Source organism: Bradyrhizobium sp. HKCCYLRH3061, from assembly GCF_051168015.1.
Lineage (GTDB): Bacteria > Pseudomonadota > Alphaproteobacteria > Rhizobiales > Xanthobacteraceae > Bradyrhizobium.
In genome coordinates this window covers 47,779-67,285 of record NZ_JBNPUE010000020.1, presented here as the reverse complement: position 1 = coordinate 67,285, position 19,507 = coordinate 47,779, and the positions used below count along the sequence as shown (strand labels likewise).

General features: G+C 66.6%; 17 protein-coding genes. 11 read left to right on the top strand and 6 right to left on the bottom strand.

The features are described 5' to 3' along the window. The first annotated feature begins 564 nt into the window (after positions 1–564). The 5 genes from ACQR2C_RS27220 to ACQR2C_RS27200 all read left to right on the top strand — a co-directional run bounded on the left by ACQR2C_RS27220 (position 565) and on the right by ACQR2C_RS27200 (position 4,808). Positions 565–1,089, top strand: a complete 525-nt coding sequence (locus ACQR2C_RS27220; protein WP_315801575.1) for a hypothetical protein — start codon at positions 565–567, stop codon at positions 1,087–1,089. Positions 1,090–1,248: 159 nt separating this feature from the next. Further along, positions 1,249–1,401, top strand: a complete 153-nt coding sequence (locus ACQR2C_RS27215; RefSeq protein ID WP_434847347.1) for a hypothetical protein — start codon at positions 1,249–1,251, stop codon at positions 1,399–1,401. 21 nt (positions 1,402–1,422) lie between these two features. Continuing rightward, entirely contained in the window at positions 1,423–2,016 is a 594-nt protein-coding gene (locus tag ACQR2C_RS27210; RefSeq protein WP_316237344.1) for an SCO family protein, read from the top strand. Between the two features lie 98 nt (positions 2,017–2,114). Next, positions 2,115–3,020: a transporter substrate-binding domain-containing protein gene (locus ACQR2C_RS27205; protein ID WP_434882490.1), complete on the top strand. Its 906-nt coding sequence runs from the start codon at positions 2,115–2,117 to the stop codon at positions 3,018–3,020. 141 nt (positions 3,021–3,161) lie between these two features. Further along, complete coding sequence (locus ACQR2C_RS27200) at positions 3,162–4,808, top strand: lysine--tRNA ligase (RefSeq protein ID WP_434882489.1); 1,647 nt, start codon at positions 3,162–3,164, stop codon at positions 4,806–4,808. Between the two features lie 191 nt (positions 4,809–4,999). Here the strand turns inward: ACQR2C_RS27200 and ACQR2C_RS27195 are convergent, their stop codons facing one another. Continuing rightward, positions 5,000–5,761 carry a carbonic anhydrase gene (locus ACQR2C_RS27195; protein ID WP_315801570.1) on the bottom strand — a complete coding sequence of 254 codons (762 nt, stop codon included), beginning with the start codon at positions 5,759–5,761 and terminating at the stop codon, positions 5,000–5,002. Positions 5,762–6,015: 254 nt separating this feature from the next. Between ACQR2C_RS27195 and ACQR2C_RS27190 the strand changes: the two genes are divergently transcribed. Continuing rightward, positions 6,016–6,360 carry a DUF952 domain-containing protein gene (locus tag ACQR2C_RS27190; protein WP_315801569.1) on the top strand — a complete coding sequence of 115 codons (345 nt, stop codon included), beginning with the start codon at positions 6,016–6,018 and terminating at the stop codon, positions 6,358–6,360. Beyond that, the gene (locus ACQR2C_RS27185) at positions 6,357–7,451 is read left to right on the top strand and encodes a quinone-dependent dihydroorotate dehydrogenase (protein ID WP_315801568.1); all 1,095 of its coding nucleotides are present in this window, start codon (positions 6,357–6,359) and stop codon (positions 7,449–7,451) included. Before ACQR2C_RS27190 ends, ACQR2C_RS27185 begins: the two co-directional genes overlap by 4 nt. Before the next feature lie 110 nt (positions 7,452–7,561). Here ACQR2C_RS27185 and ACQR2C_RS27180 read toward each other — a convergent pair whose 3' ends face one another. From ACQR2C_RS27180 to ACQR2C_RS27160, 5 genes are all read right to left on the bottom strand, one after another. Next, complete coding sequence (locus tag ACQR2C_RS27180; protein WP_315801769.1) at positions 7,562–8,848, bottom strand: MATE family efflux transporter; 1,287 nt, start codon at positions 8,846–8,848, stop codon at positions 7,562–7,564. 107 nt (positions 8,849–8,955) lie between these two features. After that, a complete protein-coding gene (locus ACQR2C_RS27175) occupies positions 8,956–9,690 on the bottom strand; it encodes an MBL fold metallo-hydrolase (protein ID WP_434882488.1) in 735 nt (244 codons plus the stop codon). A 12-nt stretch (positions 9,691–9,702) separates the two neighbouring features. Further along, on the bottom strand, positions 9,703–10,011 hold the full coding sequence (locus tag ACQR2C_RS27170; RefSeq protein ID WP_315801566.1) for a DUF6460 domain-containing protein: 309 nt from the start codon (positions 10,009–10,011) through the stop codon (positions 9,703–9,705). Positions 10,012–10,329: 318 nt separating this feature from the next. Further along, the gene (locus ACQR2C_RS27165) at positions 10,330–12,216 is read right to left on the bottom strand and encodes an ATP-dependent DNA ligase (RefSeq protein ID WP_434882487.1); all 1,887 of its coding nucleotides are present in this window, start codon (positions 12,214–12,216) and stop codon (positions 10,330–10,332) included. Beyond that, positions 12,213–13,250 carry a ligase-associated DNA damage response exonuclease gene (locus ACQR2C_RS27160; protein ID WP_434882519.1) on the bottom strand — a complete coding sequence of 346 codons (1,038 nt, stop codon included), beginning with the start codon at positions 13,248–13,250 and terminating at the stop codon, positions 12,213–12,215. Before ACQR2C_RS27160 ends, ACQR2C_RS27165 begins: the two co-directional genes overlap by 4 nt. 121 nt (positions 13,251–13,371) lie before the next feature. Here ACQR2C_RS27160 and ACQR2C_RS27155 point away from each other — a divergent pair, with 121 nt between their 5' ends. The 4 genes from ACQR2C_RS27155 to pdeM all read left to right on the top strand — a co-directional run bounded on the left by ACQR2C_RS27155 (position 13,372) and on the right by pdeM (position 19,389). Continuing rightward, positions 13,372–14,298 carry a methyltransferase domain-containing protein gene (locus ACQR2C_RS27155; RefSeq protein WP_434882486.1) on the top strand — a complete coding sequence of 309 codons (927 nt, stop codon included), beginning with the start codon at positions 13,372–13,374 and terminating at the stop codon, positions 14,296–14,298. Between the two features lie 108 nt (positions 14,299–14,406). Then, positions 14,407–15,636: an ABC transporter substrate-binding protein gene (locus ACQR2C_RS27150; protein ID WP_315801562.1), complete on the top strand. Its 1,230-nt coding sequence runs from the start codon at positions 14,407–14,409 to the stop codon at positions 15,634–15,636. Positions 15,637–15,929: 293 nt separating this feature from the next. Then, positions 15,930–18,692, top strand: a complete 2,763-nt coding sequence (locus ACQR2C_RS27145) for a ligase-associated DNA damage response DEXH box helicase (RefSeq protein ID WP_434882518.1) — start codon at positions 15,930–15,932, stop codon at positions 18,690–18,692. Positions 18,693–18,735: 43 nt separating this feature from the next. Next, entirely contained in the window at positions 18,736–19,389 is a 654-nt protein-coding gene (gene pdeM, locus ACQR2C_RS27140; RefSeq protein ID WP_434882517.1) for a ligase-associated DNA damage response endonuclease PdeM, read from the top strand. Positions 19,390–19,507: the final 118 nt, after the last annotated feature.

Sequence of the window (19,507 nt, the reverse complement as noted above, 5' to 3'; positions counted from 1 at the left end):
GGCCAGGAGCGGACGGCACAAACTTGTGATTGCATCGACGGCCTCTCTTGACGTCGTCGCATGACGCCATGCCCGCGCGAGCCCACCCGCCATCGGGACCGCACCAGCGCCGCTGGGCCGGCGATCCGCGGGACTCGCCTCCCGCCCTGATTGGGGTGTGTCGTGCGAAAGCGCGGCCCCCGGGTTTCTCCGGAGTGCCGGTCGTGCCGCCGTGACGCCGCTGCCGCGCCGATGGGCGAATCATGCCGGGCCTCCGCCTTGCTCGTGGCGCCACCGCCATGTCCGGAACCAGCGTTCGGCCATTTTCGGTGGTAGCGACTCATTGGTGCAGCGGGCTTGCAACACTCGCGGTGAATTTGGCTTTGGTCGCTGCGCTCTCCTGGACAAAAACACGATCTCGAAACACGCTGCATGTGCGATTTGGATTTGGCCTTCGCGTTCCGGTTCTGCGGATGGGGTCGTGATTGCAAGGTCCACCGCAGTCCAAGCATCACAAGAAGCGCATCACACGAAGCGTGCCAAAGTCGGTCAGATCGGTTTCGCCGGGTTGCACTGGGGCTCGACATGAAATTCTGGACGGGATTGCTTGCGGTCGTTCTGTTGCTGTCGGGGGTCGGCGCCAGCCAGGCCGTGGTCCGGATCGCCGATGACCGCGGCGGCCGGATCGGAACCTATGTCGACAAGTACCAGGGCCTGCGGTCTTCCGGGGAGTACGTGATCATCGACGGGCTCTGCGCATCGGCCTGCACCATCGTGCTCGGCGCCATCCCGCACGAGAAGATCTGCGTCACCTCGCATGCCAATCTCGGTTTCCACGCCGCCTGGGATTTCGGCGCCAACGGCCGGGCCGTCACCAATCCCGAGGCGACCCAGATGCTGTACTCGATGTACCCGTCGCCGATCCGCCGCTGGATCACCCAGCGCGGCGGCCTGACGCCCCGGATGATCTTCCTGAAGGGCAAGGAGCTGCAGGCGATGTACAAGCCCTGCTACATGGATGCCCAGGCATCCTCGCCCTCGTCCTCGCATGTCGCGCCCAATGCGCCGGCCATCTCTCCGGCCGCGGCCAAGGCCTCCGCCTCCCATTGATAACGGCTGGCATTTGGGCTGATCGGCCGCCCGACTGCGGCGCTTGCCTGGACCGGTTGCGGGGCTTATCTGGAGTCTGAGGGGCGGGCCGCGTGGTCGGCTCCGGCCGATGAGTACGCCATCATGCAGCCTCTTTCAGCGCCGCAAGAGATACCGTCCGTGTCGCAAGCCCGGCGTCCCGCCTCTGTGCCGGCCATCGCGGCGGGGCTCGCGGCGATCGGACTCGTCCTCGGGGCCGTGACGATGTGGGCGCAGTACGGGACCGCGGTGTTCTTCGAGACCCTCGCGGCCGGCTTGCAGGCCTGCTTCTGAGAGACAGTGAAGGAGCGCGCAATGCCGTCCAATATCACCCGTCCGCTGGTGATCGTCGGAGCCTTCGCCGCCAGCCTGGTGATCGGGCTGTCGCTGATGTTCCTCGTCATGGGCGGCGGACGCAACATCGCGGCGCCAGCGGCGATCGGCGGCCCGTTCCAGTTGACCGACCAGAGCGGTGCGGTCGTCACCGAGAAGAGCCTGGAGGGGCGGCCGACTCTGATCTTCTTCGGCTTCACCCATTGCCCTGACGTCTGCCCGACCTCGCTGTTCGAGATCTCCGAGGTGCTGCGCGCGATGGGCAAGGATGCCGACAGCGTCAACGCCTATTTCATCTCGGTCGACCCGGAGCGCGACAATCCGGCCGCGATGAAGGATTACCTCTCGAGCTTCGACCCGCATCTCAAGGGCCTGACGGGCGATCCCGAGGTGCTGGCGAAGGTTCTCACCGAGTACCGGGTCTATGCCAAGAAAGTTCCCCTGAAGGACGGCGACTACACCATGGACCACACCGCTTTGGTGTATCTGATGGATCGCAACGGCCGGTTCGTCGCGCCGTTCAACCTGAAGCGGACGCCCGAGGAAGCTGCGGCGGATCTCAAGAAATACCTCTGAGCGCGTTAACGCTCCAGCCGGGCGGCTGCCTCCCGGCCGAATCCAGCCTCGAATTTGCGCTGGGATGCTTTATAAGGCGGTGACCATCGGGACCGCTGATGCCGACCGTCTTGTCAAAGCCCGTGAAATCGACCCGTCTCGCCCGCGCCGCCGCTGGCGCGTTGCTGTGCTTCGGCCTCGCCGCGGCCGGTTCCGAGGTGCGCGCGCAAGCGCCGGTGCGGCCGGTCGTCGAGGCGGCGCCGCAGGCCGTCCCTGGTTTCTGGGATCCGCGCCGCCGGCCGGAGCGGCCCGATCTGTCGCGCCTCACCGTGATTCGGTTCCTGACCGAGACCGACTATCCGCCGTTCAACTTCACCGGCCCGGACGGCAATCCGGCCGGCTTCAACGTCGATCTTGCCAGGGCGATCTGCGACGAGATCAAGGTCACCTGCACCGTCCAGATGCGCCGGTTCGAAACCCTGCTCGACGCGCTGTCGTCCAACCGGGGCGATGCGATTATCGCCTCGATCGCGGTGACGCCGCAGATGCGGGCGCGGGCCGACTTCTCCGATCCATATTACCGCGCGCCCGCGCGTTTCGTGTCCCGCCGCGACGCCGTCATGACCGAGATCCGCCCCGAATTTCTCGAGGGCAAGAAGATCGGTGCCGTCGCCGGCACCGCGCACGAGGCCTACCTCAAGGCGATGTTCACCGACGCCGAGATCAAGACCTATCCGAACGACGAGGCGCTGCGGCAGGCGCTGCGCCGGGCTGAGGTCGACCTGATCTTCGGTGACGGAATCTCGCTGGCGTTCTGGGTCAATGGCACCGATTCCGGCGATTGCTGCGCCTTTTCCGGTGGACCTTTCGTCGAAAGCCGCTATTTCGGCGAGGGCGTCGGCATCGCCGTGCGCAAGGGCAACGACCTCCTGCGCCAGGCGCTGAACTGGGCGCTGTTCCGGGTCTGGGAAAAAGGCCGCTACACCGATCTGTGGCTGCGCTACTTCTCGATCAGCCCGTTCTAGCGCTTGCCGTCGTTCCGGGGCGCGTCGAAGACGCGAACCCGGAACCTCGAGATTCCGGGTTCGATGCTTCGCATCGCCCCGGAATGACGGGTATCATGACCGCTGTTTTGCACTGACGTCTTCGGAGAAGTCTTTTTCACGATGTCCACGATCGATCTCGTCCCAACCAGCCCGAGCGACCTGCGTGCGCTTGCCGAAAACTCCAACGCCTGGCCGTTCGAGCAGGCGAAGGCGATCGTCAACCGGTTGAAGAAAACCCCGAAGGACGAGGTGCTGTTCGAGACCGGCTACGGCCCGTCCGGCCTGCCGCATATCGGCACCTTCGGCGAGGTCGCGCGCACCACGATGGTGCGCCACGCCTTCCGCGTGCTCACCGAGGACAAGATCAAGACCCGGCTGCTCGCCTTCTCCGACGACATGGACGGCCTGCGCAAGGTGCCGGACAACGTGCCGAACAAGGAGATGCTGGCCACGCATCTGGGCAAGCCGCTGTCGCGTATCCCCGATCCGTTCTCCAACGAGTATCCCTCGTTCGCCGCGCACAACAATGCGCGGCTGCGCGCGTTCCTCGACAGATTCGGCTTCGACTATGAGTTCGCCTCCTCGACCGAGTACTACACCTCCGGCAAGTTCGACGCGGCGCTGCTGCGCATGCTGGAACGGCTGGAGAAGGTGATGGCGATCATGCTGCCGTCCCTGCGCGAGGAGCGCGCGGCCAGCTACTCGCCGTTCCTCCCCATTTGCCCGCGCACCGGGCTGGTGCTGTACGTGCCGATCGTCGAGCACGACGCCAAGGCTGGCACGATCTCCTACGACGATCCCGAGACCAGGGAGCGGATGACCGTTCCGGTCACCGGCGGCCATTGCAAGCTGCAATGGAAGCCGGACTGGGCGATGCGCTGGCATGCGCTCGGCGTCGACTACGAAATGGCCGGCAAGGACCTGATCGATTCGGTCAAGCTGTCGGGAAAGATCTGCGCTGCGCTCGGCGGTATCCCGCCGGAGGGCTTCAACTACGAACTGTTCCTCGACGAGAAGGGCCAGAAGATATCGAAGTCGAAAGGCAACGGCCTGACCATCGACGAATGGCTGCGCTACGCCTCGCCGGAATCGCTGTCGCTGTTCATGTATCGCGAGCCCAAGGCCGCGAAGCGGCTGTATTTCGACGTCATCCCCCGCAACGTCGACGACTACCAGCAGTTCTTGGAAGGCTTTCCGAAGCAGGACGCCAAGCAGCAGCTCGGCAACCCGGTCTGGCACATCCATTCCGGCAAGCCGCCGAAGGCCGACATGCCGGTCACCTTCCAGCTGCTGCTGACCTTGGTGTCGTCGTCGAACGCCGAGAATGCCGAGACCCTATGGGGCTTCATCGGCCGCTACCGGCCAGGCGTGACGCCGCAAACCCATCCCAAGCTCGATGCGATGGTCGGCTACGCGATCAACTACTATCGCGACTTCGTCGCGCCCACCAAGACGTTCCGCGAGCCGACCGAGGGCGAGCGCGTGGCGCTGCAGGATCTGCGCGACGCGTTGTCGAACCTGCCGGCGGAGGCGACGGCCGAGGACATCCAGAACGTGGTCTACGAGATCGGCCGCCGCGAGCCGTTCCTCGACCACGCCAAGAAGGGCAAGGACGGCCGCCCGGGCGTGTCGCTCGACTGGTTCAACATGCTCTACCAGGTGCTGCTCGGCCAGGAGAAGGGCCCGCGCTTCGGCTCCTTCGTCGCGGTCTACGGCCTGAACAATGCGGTGGCGATGATCGACGGGGCATTGGCACGCAGCGCGTGAGGCCAACGCTGGTCATGACACAAAAGGTGTCGTCCCGGCCTTGAGCCGGGACCTATAGCCACCGGCCAACATGTGGCGGAGGGTCTCCGCCATCTTCTCAAACAATCAGGATTCCGCGGTATGGGTTCCGCTTTCGCGGGGACGACGGCGGAATGCGCGGCGGCGCTTTCCACCGCCGCGCGGCGAGCGAACTACACCCCTTGCAGCACGAAGCGGCGGTCGAGCTTCTGCACCGGACGGGCGTTCATCGGATACAGCTTTGCGAATTTCGCCACGTCGGCTTCCGCGACCGAGACCGGCTCGCTCAGCAGCAGCCATTCGACCACCTCCGAGCAGGGCGGCGTCGTCAGCGAGCCGGCATAGCGATAATAGGAGCGGCGCGCTGGCAGCATCATGTGGGGATTGATGCGCGGATCAGCCTTGACCGCGGGACCCTCCTTGTCCGGCATCGTCGCGACGATCTGCGCGAAGGCGGCGTTGGGGCGGCCGGTGGTCATGAGCACGCCGAGGACGGCGAGGCCGCCGGAGGCGGCGCGATGCACGAAATGCGCCTCCATCGGATAGTTCTTGCCGCCGATCTGGTGCTCGCTCGGACGATGAAAATGCACCTGCAGCAGCTTGTAGGTGGTGCCCTCGAGCTTCATGGTGCTGCTGCCATCGGCGAAGTTGAGCTGGATGGTGTGGCCGTTGTTGACGATGGTGTCGGCGGTCCTGGCCCAGTTCAGCCTGAAGTCGGGCAGCTGGGCCCGGGTCGAGTGCTCGATGTCGATGGGCGATTGCTGGGTGCCGACGCCGCAGACCTTGTTGGCCGCGTCGAGATCACCCCATTTGGCCGGTCCGGTCGCGCCCTCATAGCTCCAGTGCGGGGCGCCCTCGGCGGCGAAGCCCGGGGTGGCGCAGACGGGGCACAGGGCGAGCCCCGCCAGGGCCTTCAAGACGTGGCGGCGGTCCATGACAATCTCCAAAGGTTCAAGCGTGGGCATGATCGGCTGCGAATCGCGCGCAACAGGAAAGCCGAATCAGGTTAACTCTTGCTGAGGAACCGGTTGCACCCTCGCGAAGGCGCAGTCACTCGGATACAATCTGAACGGGTCGGCTGCCGAACCGTCCCGGGCAAACGATGCTTGAGTTCGCCGCCCCCTGCCGATACGGTCGGCCGCTCCCGAAAACATCAGCAAACTCAAGCTCAAGCCAGGACCGCGCGAAGGTGCCCAAAATCTACAAAATCTGCTCAGCTTCGGCCTGGCGCGAGGCGGAGCGGCTGGGCGTGTACCGCGGCAGCGCGGACGATCTGCGCGACGGGTTCATCCATTTTTCGACCGCCTCCCAGGTGCCGGAGACGGCGCGGAAGCACTTCTCGGGGCAGAGCGCGCTGTTCCTGGTCGAGGTCGAGGCGGATGCGCTGGGGGCAGGCTTACGCTGGGAGCGCTCGCGCAACGACGAGCTGTTCCCGCATTTGTATGGCGAGCTCGATCTCGGCGCCGTGACCGCCGTTCACCAGATGCACAGCCGTGCCGATGGCGGCCACGACCTTCCGGAATTGAAGCCGTGATCCGCGCTTTCGACCAGCTCTCGCTGCCGCTGCTCCGATGGCTCGACGCCGAGGATGCGCACCGGCTCGCCATCCAGGGCCTGAAGCTGCTGCCGGCGATCAAGCCGCGACCGGATGATGCCAAGCTCGCGGTGCGCGCCTTCGGGCTGAACTTCCCTAACCCGGTCGGCATGGCCGCCGGCTTCGACAAGAACGCCGAGGTGCCGGACGCGCTGCTGCGGCTCGGCTTCGGCTTCGTCGAGATCGGTTCGGTGACCCCGCGGCCGCAGAGCGGCAATCCGCGCCCGCGGCTGTTCCGGCTGGAGCGCGACGAGGCGGTCATCAACCGCATGGGCTTCAACAATGACGGCGCCGAGATCGTGCTGCGCCGGCTGGCCGGCCGCGCTCATCAGGGCGGCATCGTCGGCGTCAATGTCGGGGCCAACAAGGATTCGGCCGACCGCGTCGCCGACTATGTCCGGCTGATCGAGACCTTCGCGCCAGTGGCGAGCTATTTCACCGTCAACATCTCCTCGCCCAACACGCCGGGCCTGCGCAATCTGCAGCAGGCCTCGCAGCTCGACGAGCTCTTGTCCAAGGTGCTCGAGGCGCGCGACCGTATCAGGCGGAAATCCGGTGACACCCCGGTTCTGCTCAAGATCGCCCCCGATCTCAGCCTCGCCGAGCTCGACGACGTCGTCCACGTCGCCCGCTCGCGCGGCGTCGACGGCATGATCGTGTCGAACACGACGCTCGCCCGGCCGAGCTCGCTGCGCGAGCAGTTGCGCGCCAGGGAGCAGGGCGGCCTGTCCGGGCGGCCGCTGTTCCGGCTGTCGACCCGCATGGTGGCCGAGACCTTCGTGCGCGTCGAAGGCGCGTTCCCGCTGATCGGCGTCGGTGGCATCGACACCGGCGGCGCCGCGCTGACCAAGATCCGCGCCGGCGCCAGCCTGATCCAGCTGTATTCCTCGCTGGTCTACAAGGGCCTCGGCCTGGTCGAGAGCATCAAGGCCGACCTGACCTCGACCCTGCTGCGCACGGGACGCGATTCGCTGTCGGAGATCGTGGGCGCCGATGCCGCCACGATCACCGCCGAGGATTGGCCGGTCTAGCGCGCGGTCTATCGTCGACAAAGAATGTAGGGTGGGCAAAGCGCAGCGTGCCCACCATTTGCACGTCAAGGAAGGCGGCGGGCACGCTGCGCTTCGCCGCCCTACGACCCTCATGATTTCCCGAACGACGCCCGCAACAGCGCCGGATAGCGCGCGGCCTGGAAGCCGCCGCGCGCCGCGTAGAAGCTCAGCATCGCGATCCACAGGCCCGTATTGCCGAAGCCGCGCAGCGCCAGCCAGGTGCCGAGGAAGACGACCAGCGCCGCCACCATGAGGTTGCGCATGTCGCGCGCCCAGGTGGCGCCGATATAGACGCCGTCGAATGCAAAGGCGAACACCGACAGCAGCGGCGACGCCACCACGAACGGCAGGTAGTCGCGCGCCGCACGGCGCACGGCATCGCTTGCCGTCATCACGTCGATCAGCACCGGCCCGAACAGCGCGAAGATCGCGGCCACCGCGAGCGCGAAGCCGAAGCCCCAGGTCAGCACCAGCCTCGTGGCGCCGGCGAAGGCGTCCTTGTTGCGCGCGCCGAACGCGTAGCCGCAGAGCTGCTCGGCGGCATTGGCGAGCCCGTCGAGGAAGAAGGCGGCGACCAGCAGGAAATTGTTCAGCACCGCGTTGGCGGCAAGCGTCGTGTCGCCGGCGCGCGCGCCTTGCGAGGTGAAGAACAGGAAGGCCACGATCATCGCCGCGGTGCGGATCATGATGTCGCGGTTGACGGCCATCATGTGCATCAGCTTGGCGCGGTCGAGCAGCGCCGCACGCGACATCCGGGCGTCGGCCTTGACCAATCGGCGCGCCAGCACGAGGCCGATCGCGACACCGACCGTTTCCGCGATCACGGCGGCGATCGCCGCGCCGGCGATGCCGGCCTGCAGCACCTGGACGAACAGGATGGTCGCGGCCATGTTGATCAGGTTGATCGCGACCTGAACGCCCAAGGCCAGCCGCGCACGCGCCAGTCCGACCAGCCAGCCGAGCAGCACGTAGTTGGCGAGCGCCAGGGGCGCCGACCAGATCCGGACGATGAAATAGCTGTGGGCCGCGCTCAGCACGGCGTCGCTGCCGCCCATGATGTCGAAGATGATCGCGCCCAGCGGCAGTTGCAGCGCGATCAGGCTGACGCCGATCAGCGCGGCCAGCACGAGGCCGCGGACCAGGACCATCAGGATCTCGTCGGTCTCGCCGGCGCCGAGCGATTGCGCAGTGAAGGCGAGTGTGCTGGCGCGGAGGAACGCGAACAGCCAGAACAGGCAGTCGAAGATCACCGAGGCCATGGCGACGCCGCCGAGCATGGCCGCTTCACCGAGCCTGCCGATCGCCGTGGTCGAGACGATGCCGATCAGCGGCGTGGTCAGATTGGCGATCATCGCGGGGCCCGCGATGTCGAACACCTGCGCAGTCGTGACTTTGGCTGAAGCGGTCAAGAACGGCTCTTTGATTGGCGAAACGCGCGACACGCGCGTCTCTGCCGTTCTTAGCGGCCTTTCGCGTCTCCCGGCTAGAGGTCGATGCTCATGCCGTCATGCGCGGCCACGTGGTCGATGCGGTCCAGCCGGCCCAGCATGTCGTCGCTCATATGGGTGAGCACCAGCCGCTTCGGCCTGATAGCATCGAGATGCGCCTCCAGCGTCGCGAGGCTGAGATGGTTCTTCACCGCCTTGTCGTAGGTATAGGCCTCGGCGATCAGCAGGTCGGCGTCGCGGCCGAGCCGGATCAGGCTGTCGGTCCATTCGGTGTCGGCCGTATAGGCGACGACCTTGCCTTCCGCCTCGATGCGGTAGCCGAGAAACGGCCCTCCGGAGTTGCCGTGCACCACCGCAAACAGCGTCACGCTGATGTCACCGAAGCGCGTCGTCTCCTCGGGCACCAGCTCGATCACCGACAGCTCGAACTTGCGCGGCGTCGTCGACGAATGCTCGAACAGCGCTTCCATCACCTGCGTCAGCCGCGCCGCGATGCCGGCGGGGCCGGCGATCACCAGCGGCGTCGTTCGCCGTAAGAACTGCGCATCGAGCAGCAGGAACGGCAGGCCGGCGAAATGATCACCGTGGAAATGCGTGATCAGGATCAGTTCGATCGCGTTGCAGGCGATGCCGAGCCGCTTCAGCGCCGGCAGCGACGAGGCGCCGCAGTCGATCAGAAGATTGGTGCGCGCCCCCGTCAGATGGAAGCAGGTATTGGACCTGCCGCCCGATCCGAACGCGTCACCGCAGCCGACGAAGCGGAGCTGCATCGGCTGCGTCTCTCAGCGGCCGCGCGGAGCGAACAGCCGCGACAGGAACCAGATCGGGATCACGATGACGGCGCCGAGCAGGAAGTAGCGCCACAGCCAGTTGAAGGCGTCGAAGCCGAGCTCGTACAGGCGGATGAAAAGCAGCCGGATGCTATGCAGGATGTTCAGCGGATCGAAGCCGATGGCCGACAGCACCACGCCGACCAGGATCGACAGCAGCACAAGCCGGAACGCCACCGACAGCGGCGAGCCGCCGAGAAAACGGTACAGGCCATCCGAGCTGCGGGCGCGGGCCGGATAGTCCCTGACGTCGTTCGACATGGCATCGTCTCCAGGCGGGTTCGTCGGATTCGCGAGCCCGATTATAAGGCACGGCAGGGCAGGTGGGGAACCCGGCTCAGCACCGCAAGCCGGTTGCCGGCATTTAATGTTCCTCCGCGCTGCCGGACATTTGCGGATCGCCGCGCATTTCAATGCTGTCATGGCCGGGCTTGACCCGGCCATCCATCTTTCGAGTGAGGATGGATGCCCGGGCCTTCGCCGTGCCGAAGCGGCTACGGCCGCGCAGGCGGGTCAAGCCCGGGCATGACGAGTCCCCTATTGTCAGGCCATTTTGGGGTCTAGACACGCGAGACGCTGTCACGCCAGCGCCTCGCTCTTCAGCAGGCGCTCCAGCGTCTCCAGCCGGTCGGCGTCGCGCGGCGGCTTGTCCCAGCGCAGCCGGCTGATGCGCGGAAAGCGCATCGCGATGCCGGATTTGTGCCGCGGCGAGCGCTGCAGGCCCTCGAACGCCACTTCGAGCACAAGGCCCTGCTCGGGCTCGTGCACGACATGCCGCACGGGACCGAACTTCTCGGTGGTGTTGCGGCGGACGAAGCGGTCGATCTGCAGGAGCTCCTCGTCGGTGAAGCCGAAATAGGCCTTGCCGACGGGGACGAGCTGATCGCCACCGTCTCCTGCCGTCCAGACGCCGAACGTGTAGTCGGAGTAATAGGACGAGCGCTTGCCATGGCCGCGCTGCGCATACATCAGCACGGCATCGATGATGTGCGGATCGTGCTTCCACTTCCACCATTGCCCCTTGGGACGGCCGGGCAGATACAGCGCGTCCCGCCGCTTCAGCATCACGCCTTCGACCGCCTCGGCATCGTCGCCGGCACCGGCCGAGGCGGGATTGGCACGCGCAGCCTTCAGCTCGTCCCAGGTCGCGAACGCAATCGTCGGCGACAGGTCGACGCGCGGGTCATCCAGACGCCGGATGAACGCTTCGAGCCGCTCGCGCCGCTGTTCGAACGGCAGCTCGCGCAGATCGTGCTCCTCATCTCCGAGCAGGTCGTAGGCGCGCAGGTGGATCGGATAATCCTTCATCAGCTTCGGCGACACCGTCTTGCGGTTCAGCCGCTGCTGCAGCACGTTGAAGCTCTGCACGCGACGATCGCGCACCACCAGCAGCTCGCCGTCGAGCGAGCCCGGCAGATGCAGCGAGGGCAGCAGGTCCGGGAAGCTTGCCGTGATGTCCTCGCCGCTGCGCGAATACAGCCGCGTGACGACGCGGCCATCGGCCTCGCGGCCGCTCACTGCCTGCACGCGGATGCCGTCCCATTTCCATTCCGCGATGTAGTCGGCTGCCTTCATGTTGGCGAAGTCGTCGTCGTCGACGGCATGCGCCAGCATCACCGGCCGGAACGGCGCGGGATCGCGATTGACCGGCTTGTCGCCGCGGCCTTCCAGCCAGGCGAACAGGTCGAGATAGGGCGGCGCGAGGCCCGGCCAGATCAGCTCGACCTCGTGCGGGTCCTTGTCGCCGAGGGCGGCGGCCGCAGTCTTGGCGAGGCGCGCGGAGATGCCGATGCGCAACGCGCCGGTGACGAGCTTCAGCAGTGCCCAGCGCCCAGTTTCGTCGAGTTCATCCAGCCATTGCGCGAGCTGCCGCGGCATCTCGGTCTTGCCGAGCGTGCGCAGGGTGGTGACGACCTCGGTCAGCGTCGGCGGTGGCGGGTTGTTGTGGCCTGCGGCGTGCGATCCGGGTGTGTGCGCTTCGGGGAAACCGCCTGTGTGGCACCCCCCTCCCTGACCCTCCCCCACAAGGGGGGAGGGAACGGAGAGAGCGGAGCTCGGAGGGGCAAGAGCACTTTTCGAGCTGCCGTTCGCTATCGAATGAGATGCAAACTCCGGGTCCCACTCGGCTCCCTCCCCCCTTGTGGGGGAGGGCTGGGGAGGGGGGTACCCGGAAACGAGCTGCTTATTAGGAGCGCCCTTCGGCCACATCAGCGCGACCGTCTCCGAGAGATCGCCGACATAGTCATACGATAGCGCGAACAGCACCGGATCGGTGCGCGCGGCGATGAGATCGCGGATCAGCGCCGGCTTGGCGTGCTTGAACGACAGCGCGCCGGTCAGCGCGCCCAACGCGTAGCCGCGATCGGGATCCCCGACCTCGCGGAAATATGCCGTCAGCAGCCGCAGCTTGTTGTTGCGGCCGGGCTCGTAGGCGAGGCGGTCGAGCAGCTCGGCGAAGCGGTTCATGCCTCGGCGTCCTCCGTCGCCGCCACTTCGCTCTCCTCCTCGTCGCCGTAGCCGACCAGGTCGAGCGGCCGCGCGGCAAGCCCGCGCGACTGGCACCAATGCACCAGCGCGTCCTCCTGCCCATGGGTGACCCACACTTCGCTTGCGCCGGTCGCCGCGATCGTCGCGGTCAGCCCGTCCCAGTCGGCATGGTCCGAGATCACCAGCGGCAGCTCGATGCCGCGCTGCCGGGCCCTGGCGCGCACCCGCATCCAGCCCGAGGCGAAAGCGGTGACGGGATCGGGAAAGCGCCGGGTCCACAGGTCGGAGGTCGCGCTCGGTGGCGCAAGCGTGATGGTGCCGGCAAGCTCGGCCTTCTTGACGCCCTTCACAGGCCGCAACTCGCCCAGCGCGATGCCCTTGTCCTGATAGTAGCGCGTGATCTTCTCCATCGCGCCATGCAGGTAGATCGGCCGATCATAGCCGGCCTCGCGGATCAGCGCGATCACGCGCTGCGCCTTGCCGAGCGAATACGCGCCGACCAGATGCGCGCGCTCGGGAAACAGCGCCACCGAGGCCAGCAGCTTGTTGACCTCCAGCGCCGCGTCGCCGTGACGGAAGACGGGCAAGCCGAACGTGGCCTCGGTGATGAAGACGTCGCATTGCACGAGCTCGAACGGCGTACAGGTCGGATCGCGCGCATCCTTGTAGTCGCCGGAGGCGACGATGCAGGTCCCGCCGCAGGACACCTTGATCTGCGCCGAGCCCAGCACATGGCCCGCCGGGTGGAAGCTCACGGTGACGTCGCCGAGCCTGATCTCCTCGCCATAGCGGATCGGCTGCGTGTTGCCGGCAAAATTCTCGCCATAGCGCAGCCGCATGATGTCCAGCGTCTCCTGCGTCGCCAGCACGGCGCCGTGGCCGGCACGGGCATGATCGGAATGGCCGTGGGTGATCAGCGCCCGCTCGACCGGGCGCACGGGATCGATATGAAAGCCGCCGGACTTGCAGCACAGGCCGGACGGAACGGGCAACAGAATGTCTTGCGGGCGCATCAAGTTCATATAGGTCTCGTCAGCCGGATTTTCAGTCTGTCCCATTCCCGGCCGGGATGCGCGGGCTTGACCCGCGCATCCATCTCCTGGAATGACAGCCCGCCCAGACCACGGTTCCAGCATGCCCCACCGTTTCTTCCGCTCCTCCGGCGACCTGATCGCCGACCGCCGCTACGAGTTCGCCCGCGACCTGCAATTGAAGGGCGATCTGGCCGCGGCCGCGGAGGTGATGGAGCAGGCCATCGAGGTCGCGCCGAACTTCGCCTCGGCGTGGTTCGAGCTCGGCCAGATCAGGATTGCGCTCGGCGAAACCGACAAGGCGGTCGCCGCGTTCCAGAACGCCCGGGGCGCCGATCCGGATGACCGCCATGGCGCCAGCGTGCGGCTGATGCAGCTCGGTGCCGCGCCGCTGTCGGATATGCCCAAGGCCTATGTGCAGTCGCTGTTCGACCAATACGCGCCGCGCTTCGAGTCCGAGCTGATCGAGCGGCTCAACTACCGGGCGCCGAACATCCTGTTCAAGGCCGTGCTCGCGGTGCGCGCGGCCGAGCGCAAGCCGGCCTACTTCAAGCGCGCGATCGATCTCGGCTGCGGCACCGGGCTGGGCGCGGCGGCGTTCGCCAAGAATGTCGACAGCATCATCGGGATCGACCTGTCGGCCGGCATGATCGCGGAAGCGCGCGCCACCGGGCTCTATGCCGGGCTCGAGGTCGACGATATGACGGCAGGGCTGGCGCGCCAGGACGATGCGTCTGCGGATCTCATTCTTGCTGCCGATGCGATGGTCTATGTCGGCGACCTCGGCCCGGTGTTGCGCGAGGCGCAACGTGTGCTGATGCCGGGGGGGCTGCTGACCTTCACCGTCGAGACCCATGACGGCGACGGTGTCATCATGGGCAAGGGGCTGCGCTATGCCCATGGCGCGGAATATGTCCGTGGCGTGATTGCGGCCACGGGATTGAAGCTGGCCCATCTCGCGCCGGCGTCGCCGCGGACCGAGGAGCAATTGCCGGTGCGCGGCCTGGCCGTGGTCGCCACCAGGACTTGAGTCTACACGCTATTGAATGCGCTGCACGCGGCGTCCAATGCGGCAACTTCGCTCTTGCCGCAGCTCTCCCGATGCCAAAAAATGCCGGCAGTCCAGGGAGAGACAAAAATGAAAAAACATCTGACGCGGCGCGATTTCTGCGCCACCGCGCTTGCGACCATCGGCGCCTCGACGATCGCTTCGCCCTATGTCTGGGCCGCCGAAAAGAAGTATGACGCCGGCGCCAGCGATACCGAGATCAGGATCGGCCAGACCATTCCGCATTCCGGCCCCGGCTCGCTGTATGGCGTGCTCGGCCGTGTCGGCGAGGCCTATTTCCAGATGCTGAACGAGCAGGGCGGCATCAACGGGCGCAAGGTCAAGTTCCTGACGATGGACGATGCCTATAGCGCGCCGAAATGCGTCGAGGCGACCCGGCGGCTGGTCGAGCAGGACGAGGTGCTGGCGCTGTACGGCTCGCTCGGCACCGCGCCGCAGACCGCCGTGCACAAATACCTCAACTCCAAGGGCGTGCCGCAGCTCCTGCTCAACACCGGCGCCTCGAAGTGGAACGACCCCAAGAACTACAAATGGACCATGGCCGGCCTGCCGCTGTATCCGACGGAGGCGCGCATCCTCGCCAAGCATGTGCTGAGCGTGAAGCCGGAAGCCAAGATCGGCATCCTCTATCAGAACGACGATTTCGGCCGCGACTTCCTGGGACCGTTCAAGAAGGTGCTGGCCGATGCCGGCGGCAAGGCGCAGGTGATCATGGAGCAGACCTATGATCTCACCGAGCCGACGGTGGACTCCCAGCTCATCAACCTGTCGAAGTCCGGCGCCGACGTGTTCTACAACATCACCACCGGCAAGGCGACGTCGCAGTCGATCCGCAAGGTGGCCGAGCTCGGCTGGAAGCCGCTGCAGCTGTTGTCGGCCGGCTCGACCGGCCGCTCGATTCTCTCGGCCGCCGGACTCGAGAACGCCAAGGATATCGTTGCCATCCGCTACTCCAAGGATGCCGGCGTGCCGCAATGGAAGGACGACCCGGACGTCAAGGGTTTCGAGGCGCTGCGCGCCAAGTACCTGCCCAACATCGATCCCGACAACACCATCGCCTATGCCGGCTACGGCCAGGCGGTTTCGATGGGCGAGATCCTGCGCCGCTGCGGCGACATGCTGACCCGCGAGAACGTGCTCAAGCACGCCACGACGCTCGCCGGCTTCCATTCGCCGTTCTTCCTCGATGGCGTCAACTACGCCTACACGCCGGACGACTACACGCCGATGAAGACTCTCTACATCTCGATCTTCGACGGCAAGGATTGGAGCATCTCCGAGAAGCCGATGACGGAGTAGGGATTTTCTCTCCATCGGATGATGACACCGGAGCTGTGGCTGCACTCTCCGGTGTCGTGCCGGCGAACGCAGGGACCCATACCGCGGGGTCAATCGGTCAGGCATAACTGCCAGTCATCGTCTCGTCGGGGTCGGTGGCTATGGGGCCCTGCGTTCGCAGGAACGACAAAGGAGTTTGCTGGGGCGCTGGTGCGCTCCAGCATGGGCTGGGCCGACGGCGGAGGTGGTCGAGGCAGTCGCGTGTTATCGCCCCGACCCTCGACGAACCGCGCGTGACTGCCTACCTTCCCCCGGTGCCGCCCCGCGTCTCACCAGTCCCGTCCGACGACAGCGCCGCGCTGCCCGACCATTTCGCAAGATGGTTCGCGGCGCGCGGCTGGGCGCCGCGCGCGCATCAACTCGCACTGCTGGAGAAGGCGCGGGCGAACCGGTCTGCACTGCTGATCGCTCCGACCGGCGCCGGCAAGACGCTCGCCGGGTTCCTGCCAACCTTGGTGGAATTGGGCTCGGCCTCTGCGTCGAATGACCGATCTGCTCGCGCCAAACAATCCGCTCTCTCCTCTCCCTCCCCCCTTGTGGGGGAGGGGCCGGGAGGGGGGCCTCCGGCGGAAGTATCGATGGATCCCGCGCCTTCCCGCCGGTACGCCTCGCACGAATCCGGCGAGTCCGCTGCCGCGGATCCCGATCCTTCGTCTTCGCGGGTAGCAGGAACCAACCCGGCAGCTGCAAAGGTGATTTCAACGGGGCGATCCGTCGTTCGCTCCACCGGCCTGCACACGCTCTACATCTCGCCGCTCAAGGCGCTCGCGGTCGACATCGCGCGCAATCTCGAGGCGCCGATCTCCGAGATGGGTCTGCCGATCAAGGTCGAGACCCGCACCGGCGACACGCCGGTGTCGCGCCGGCAGCGGCAGCGCCGCTATCCGCCGGACATTTTGCTGACGACACCGGAGCAGATGGCGCTGCTGCTGTCGTCGGACGATGCGCCGTTCCTGTTTTCCTCGCTGAAGCGCGTCGTGCTCGATGAGCTGCACGCGCTGGTCACCTCCAAGCGCGGCGATCTCTTGTCGCTCGCGCTGGCACGGCTGTGGCGGCTCGCGCCGGACATGCGCATGATCGGCCTGTCGGCGACGGTCGCCGAGCCCGAGCAGCTCGCGCGCTTCCTGGTGCCGCAGCCGCGCGGCGGCATCGCTGCGGCCGATGTCGTGGTCGCCGGCGGCGCCGCACCGCCGGTGGTCGAGATGCTCGACACCCAGGAGCGGTTGCCATGGGCCGGCCACAGCGCGCGCCACGCGCTGGCCGAGATGTACGAGCTGATCAAGAAGAACAAGACCACGCTCGTGTTCGTCAACACCCGCAGTCAGGCCGAGATGCTGTTCCAGGAGTTCTGGCGCATCAACGACGACAACCTCGCCATCGCCCTGCATCACGGCTCGCTCGACGTCGCGCAGCGCCGCAAGGTCGAGGACGCGATGTCGGCCGGCCGGCTGCGCGGCGTCGTCTGCACCTCCTCGCTCGATCTCGGTGTGGACTGGGGCGACGTCGACCTCGTCATCAATGTCGGCGCGCCCAAGGGCTGCTCGCGGCTGATGCAGCGCATCGGCCGCGCCAATCACCGGCTCGACGAGGCCTCGCGCGCGGTGCTGGTGCCGGCCAACCGCTTCGAGGTGCTGGAATGCTCGGTGGCGATCGACGCCATCGCCGACAATGCGCAGGACACGCCGCCGCTGCGCATCGGCGCGCTCGACGTGCTGGCTCAGCACGTGCTCGGCTGCGCCTGCGCCGAGCCGTTTCTCAGCGACGAACTCTATGCGGAGGTGATCACCACCGCGCCCTATGCGTCGCTGTCGCGGGCCGATTTCGACGACGTCGTCGACTTCGTCGCCACCGGCGGCTACGCGCTGAAGACCTATGAGCGGTTCGCGCGCATCAAGCAGGATGCGAAGGGCCGCTGGCGCGTCGCCAATCCCAAGGTGCGGCAGAGCTATCGCTTGAACGTCGGCACCATCGTGGAAGAAGCGATGCTGAAGGTGCGGCTGGTGCGCGCGCGCGGCGGCGGCACGGGAGCGACCGGCGCGATCGCGCGCGGCGGCCGGCTGCTCGGCGAGATCGAAGAGGCGTTCATCGAGGGCCTCACGCTGGGCGATACCTTCGTGTTCAGCGGCGAGATCGTGCGCTACGAGGCGCTGGCCGAGGACCAGGTCTATGTCAGCAGGGCCAACGATTCCGATCCGAAGGTGCCGTCCTACATGGGCGGCAAGTTTCCGCTCTCGACCTATCTCGCCGAGCGCGTGCGCGGCCTGCTCGACGACCGCGCTGCCTGGAGCGCGTTGCCGGAGCAGGTGCGCGACTGGCTGTCGTTGCAGAAGGACGTGTCGCGCATCCCGGCGCGGCGCGAGCTGCTGGTCGAGACCTTTCCGCGCTCCAACAAGCACTACATCGTCTGCTATCCGTTCGAAGGCCGGCTCGCGCATCAGACGCTCGGCATGCTGCTGACGCGCCGGCTCGAGCGGGCGCGCGCCCGGCCGCTCGGCTTCGTCGCCAATGAATATGCGCTTGCGGTGTGGGGGCTCGGCGACATGTCGCTGATGGTCAAACAGGGGCGGCTCGACCTCGCCAAGCTGTTCGACCCGGATATGCTCGGCGACGATCTCGAGGCATGGCTCGCCGAATCCGCGCTGATGAAGCGCACGTTCCGCGCCTGCGCCATCATTTCCGGCCTGATCGCGCGGCGGTCGACCACCGAAGAGAAGACCCGCCGCCAGGTGCTGTTCTCGACTGATCTGGTCTACGACGTCCTGCGCCGGCATCAGCCCGATCACATGCTGTTGCGCGCGGCGCGCGCCGATGCCGCCACCGGCCTGCTCGATCTGAAGCGGCTCGGTGATATGCTCCAGCGCATCGAGGGACGAATCACCCATCGGGAACTCGATCGCGTCTCGCCGCTGGCGGTGCCGGTGATGCTGGAAATCGGCCGCGAATCCGTCTATGGCGAGGCCGCCGACGAGCTCCTGGCCGAGGCTGCCGAGGAACTCGTGAAGGAAGCGATGGGGTAGAAGCGAGGCGGACTTGCGGGGGACTTTCTGTGCATCGGGCATGATGGACGTCGCCGGCGCCGCGCTGCGCGTCGATCTCTCCGGCGCGCTGGTGTGGGACGAGCAGCGCCTGCTCGTCGTCTCCGATCTGCATCTTGAAAAGGGCTCGAGCTACGCCTCGCGCGGCACGCTGCTGCCGCCGTTCGATACCGTCGCGACCCTCAATCGCCTCACAAACGTGATCGCCCACTACAATCCGCGCATCGTGATCGCGCTCGGCGACAGTTTTCACGATCGCGACGCGCATACGCGTCTCACCGGCGACGATCGCGCCTGCATCGCCAACCTCCAGGTTGGCCGCGACTGGGTCTGGATCACGGGCAACCACGATCCGGCGCCGCGCGGCATCGGCGGCGAGGTGGTCGACGCGATCACGATCGGCGCGATCAGCTTCCGCCACGAGCCGACCGGCGCGCGCGGCGAGATCGCCGGCCATCTGCATCCCAAGGCGCGGGTGGCGACGCGGGCGCGCACTTTGGAGCGGCGCTGCTTCGTTTCCGACGGCGAGCGCGCCGTGATGCCGGCGTTCGGCGCCTATGCCGGCGGCCTGAGCGTGCGCGACGCAGCCTTTGCCAAGCTGTTTCCCAAGCGTGCCTTCATCGCGCATGTGCTGGGCGATACCAGGCTGCACAGCATCGCCGCGGCGCGGTGTTATTAGTTCAGTGAATGGTCGGCAGTTGGATGAATTCGGGTTGCACTGATCATACCCGCAAGGAACTCCGCTGCGCCCTCTCCCCCGCGTGCGGGGGAGAGTTGGAGAGGGGGCGTCACGCGCA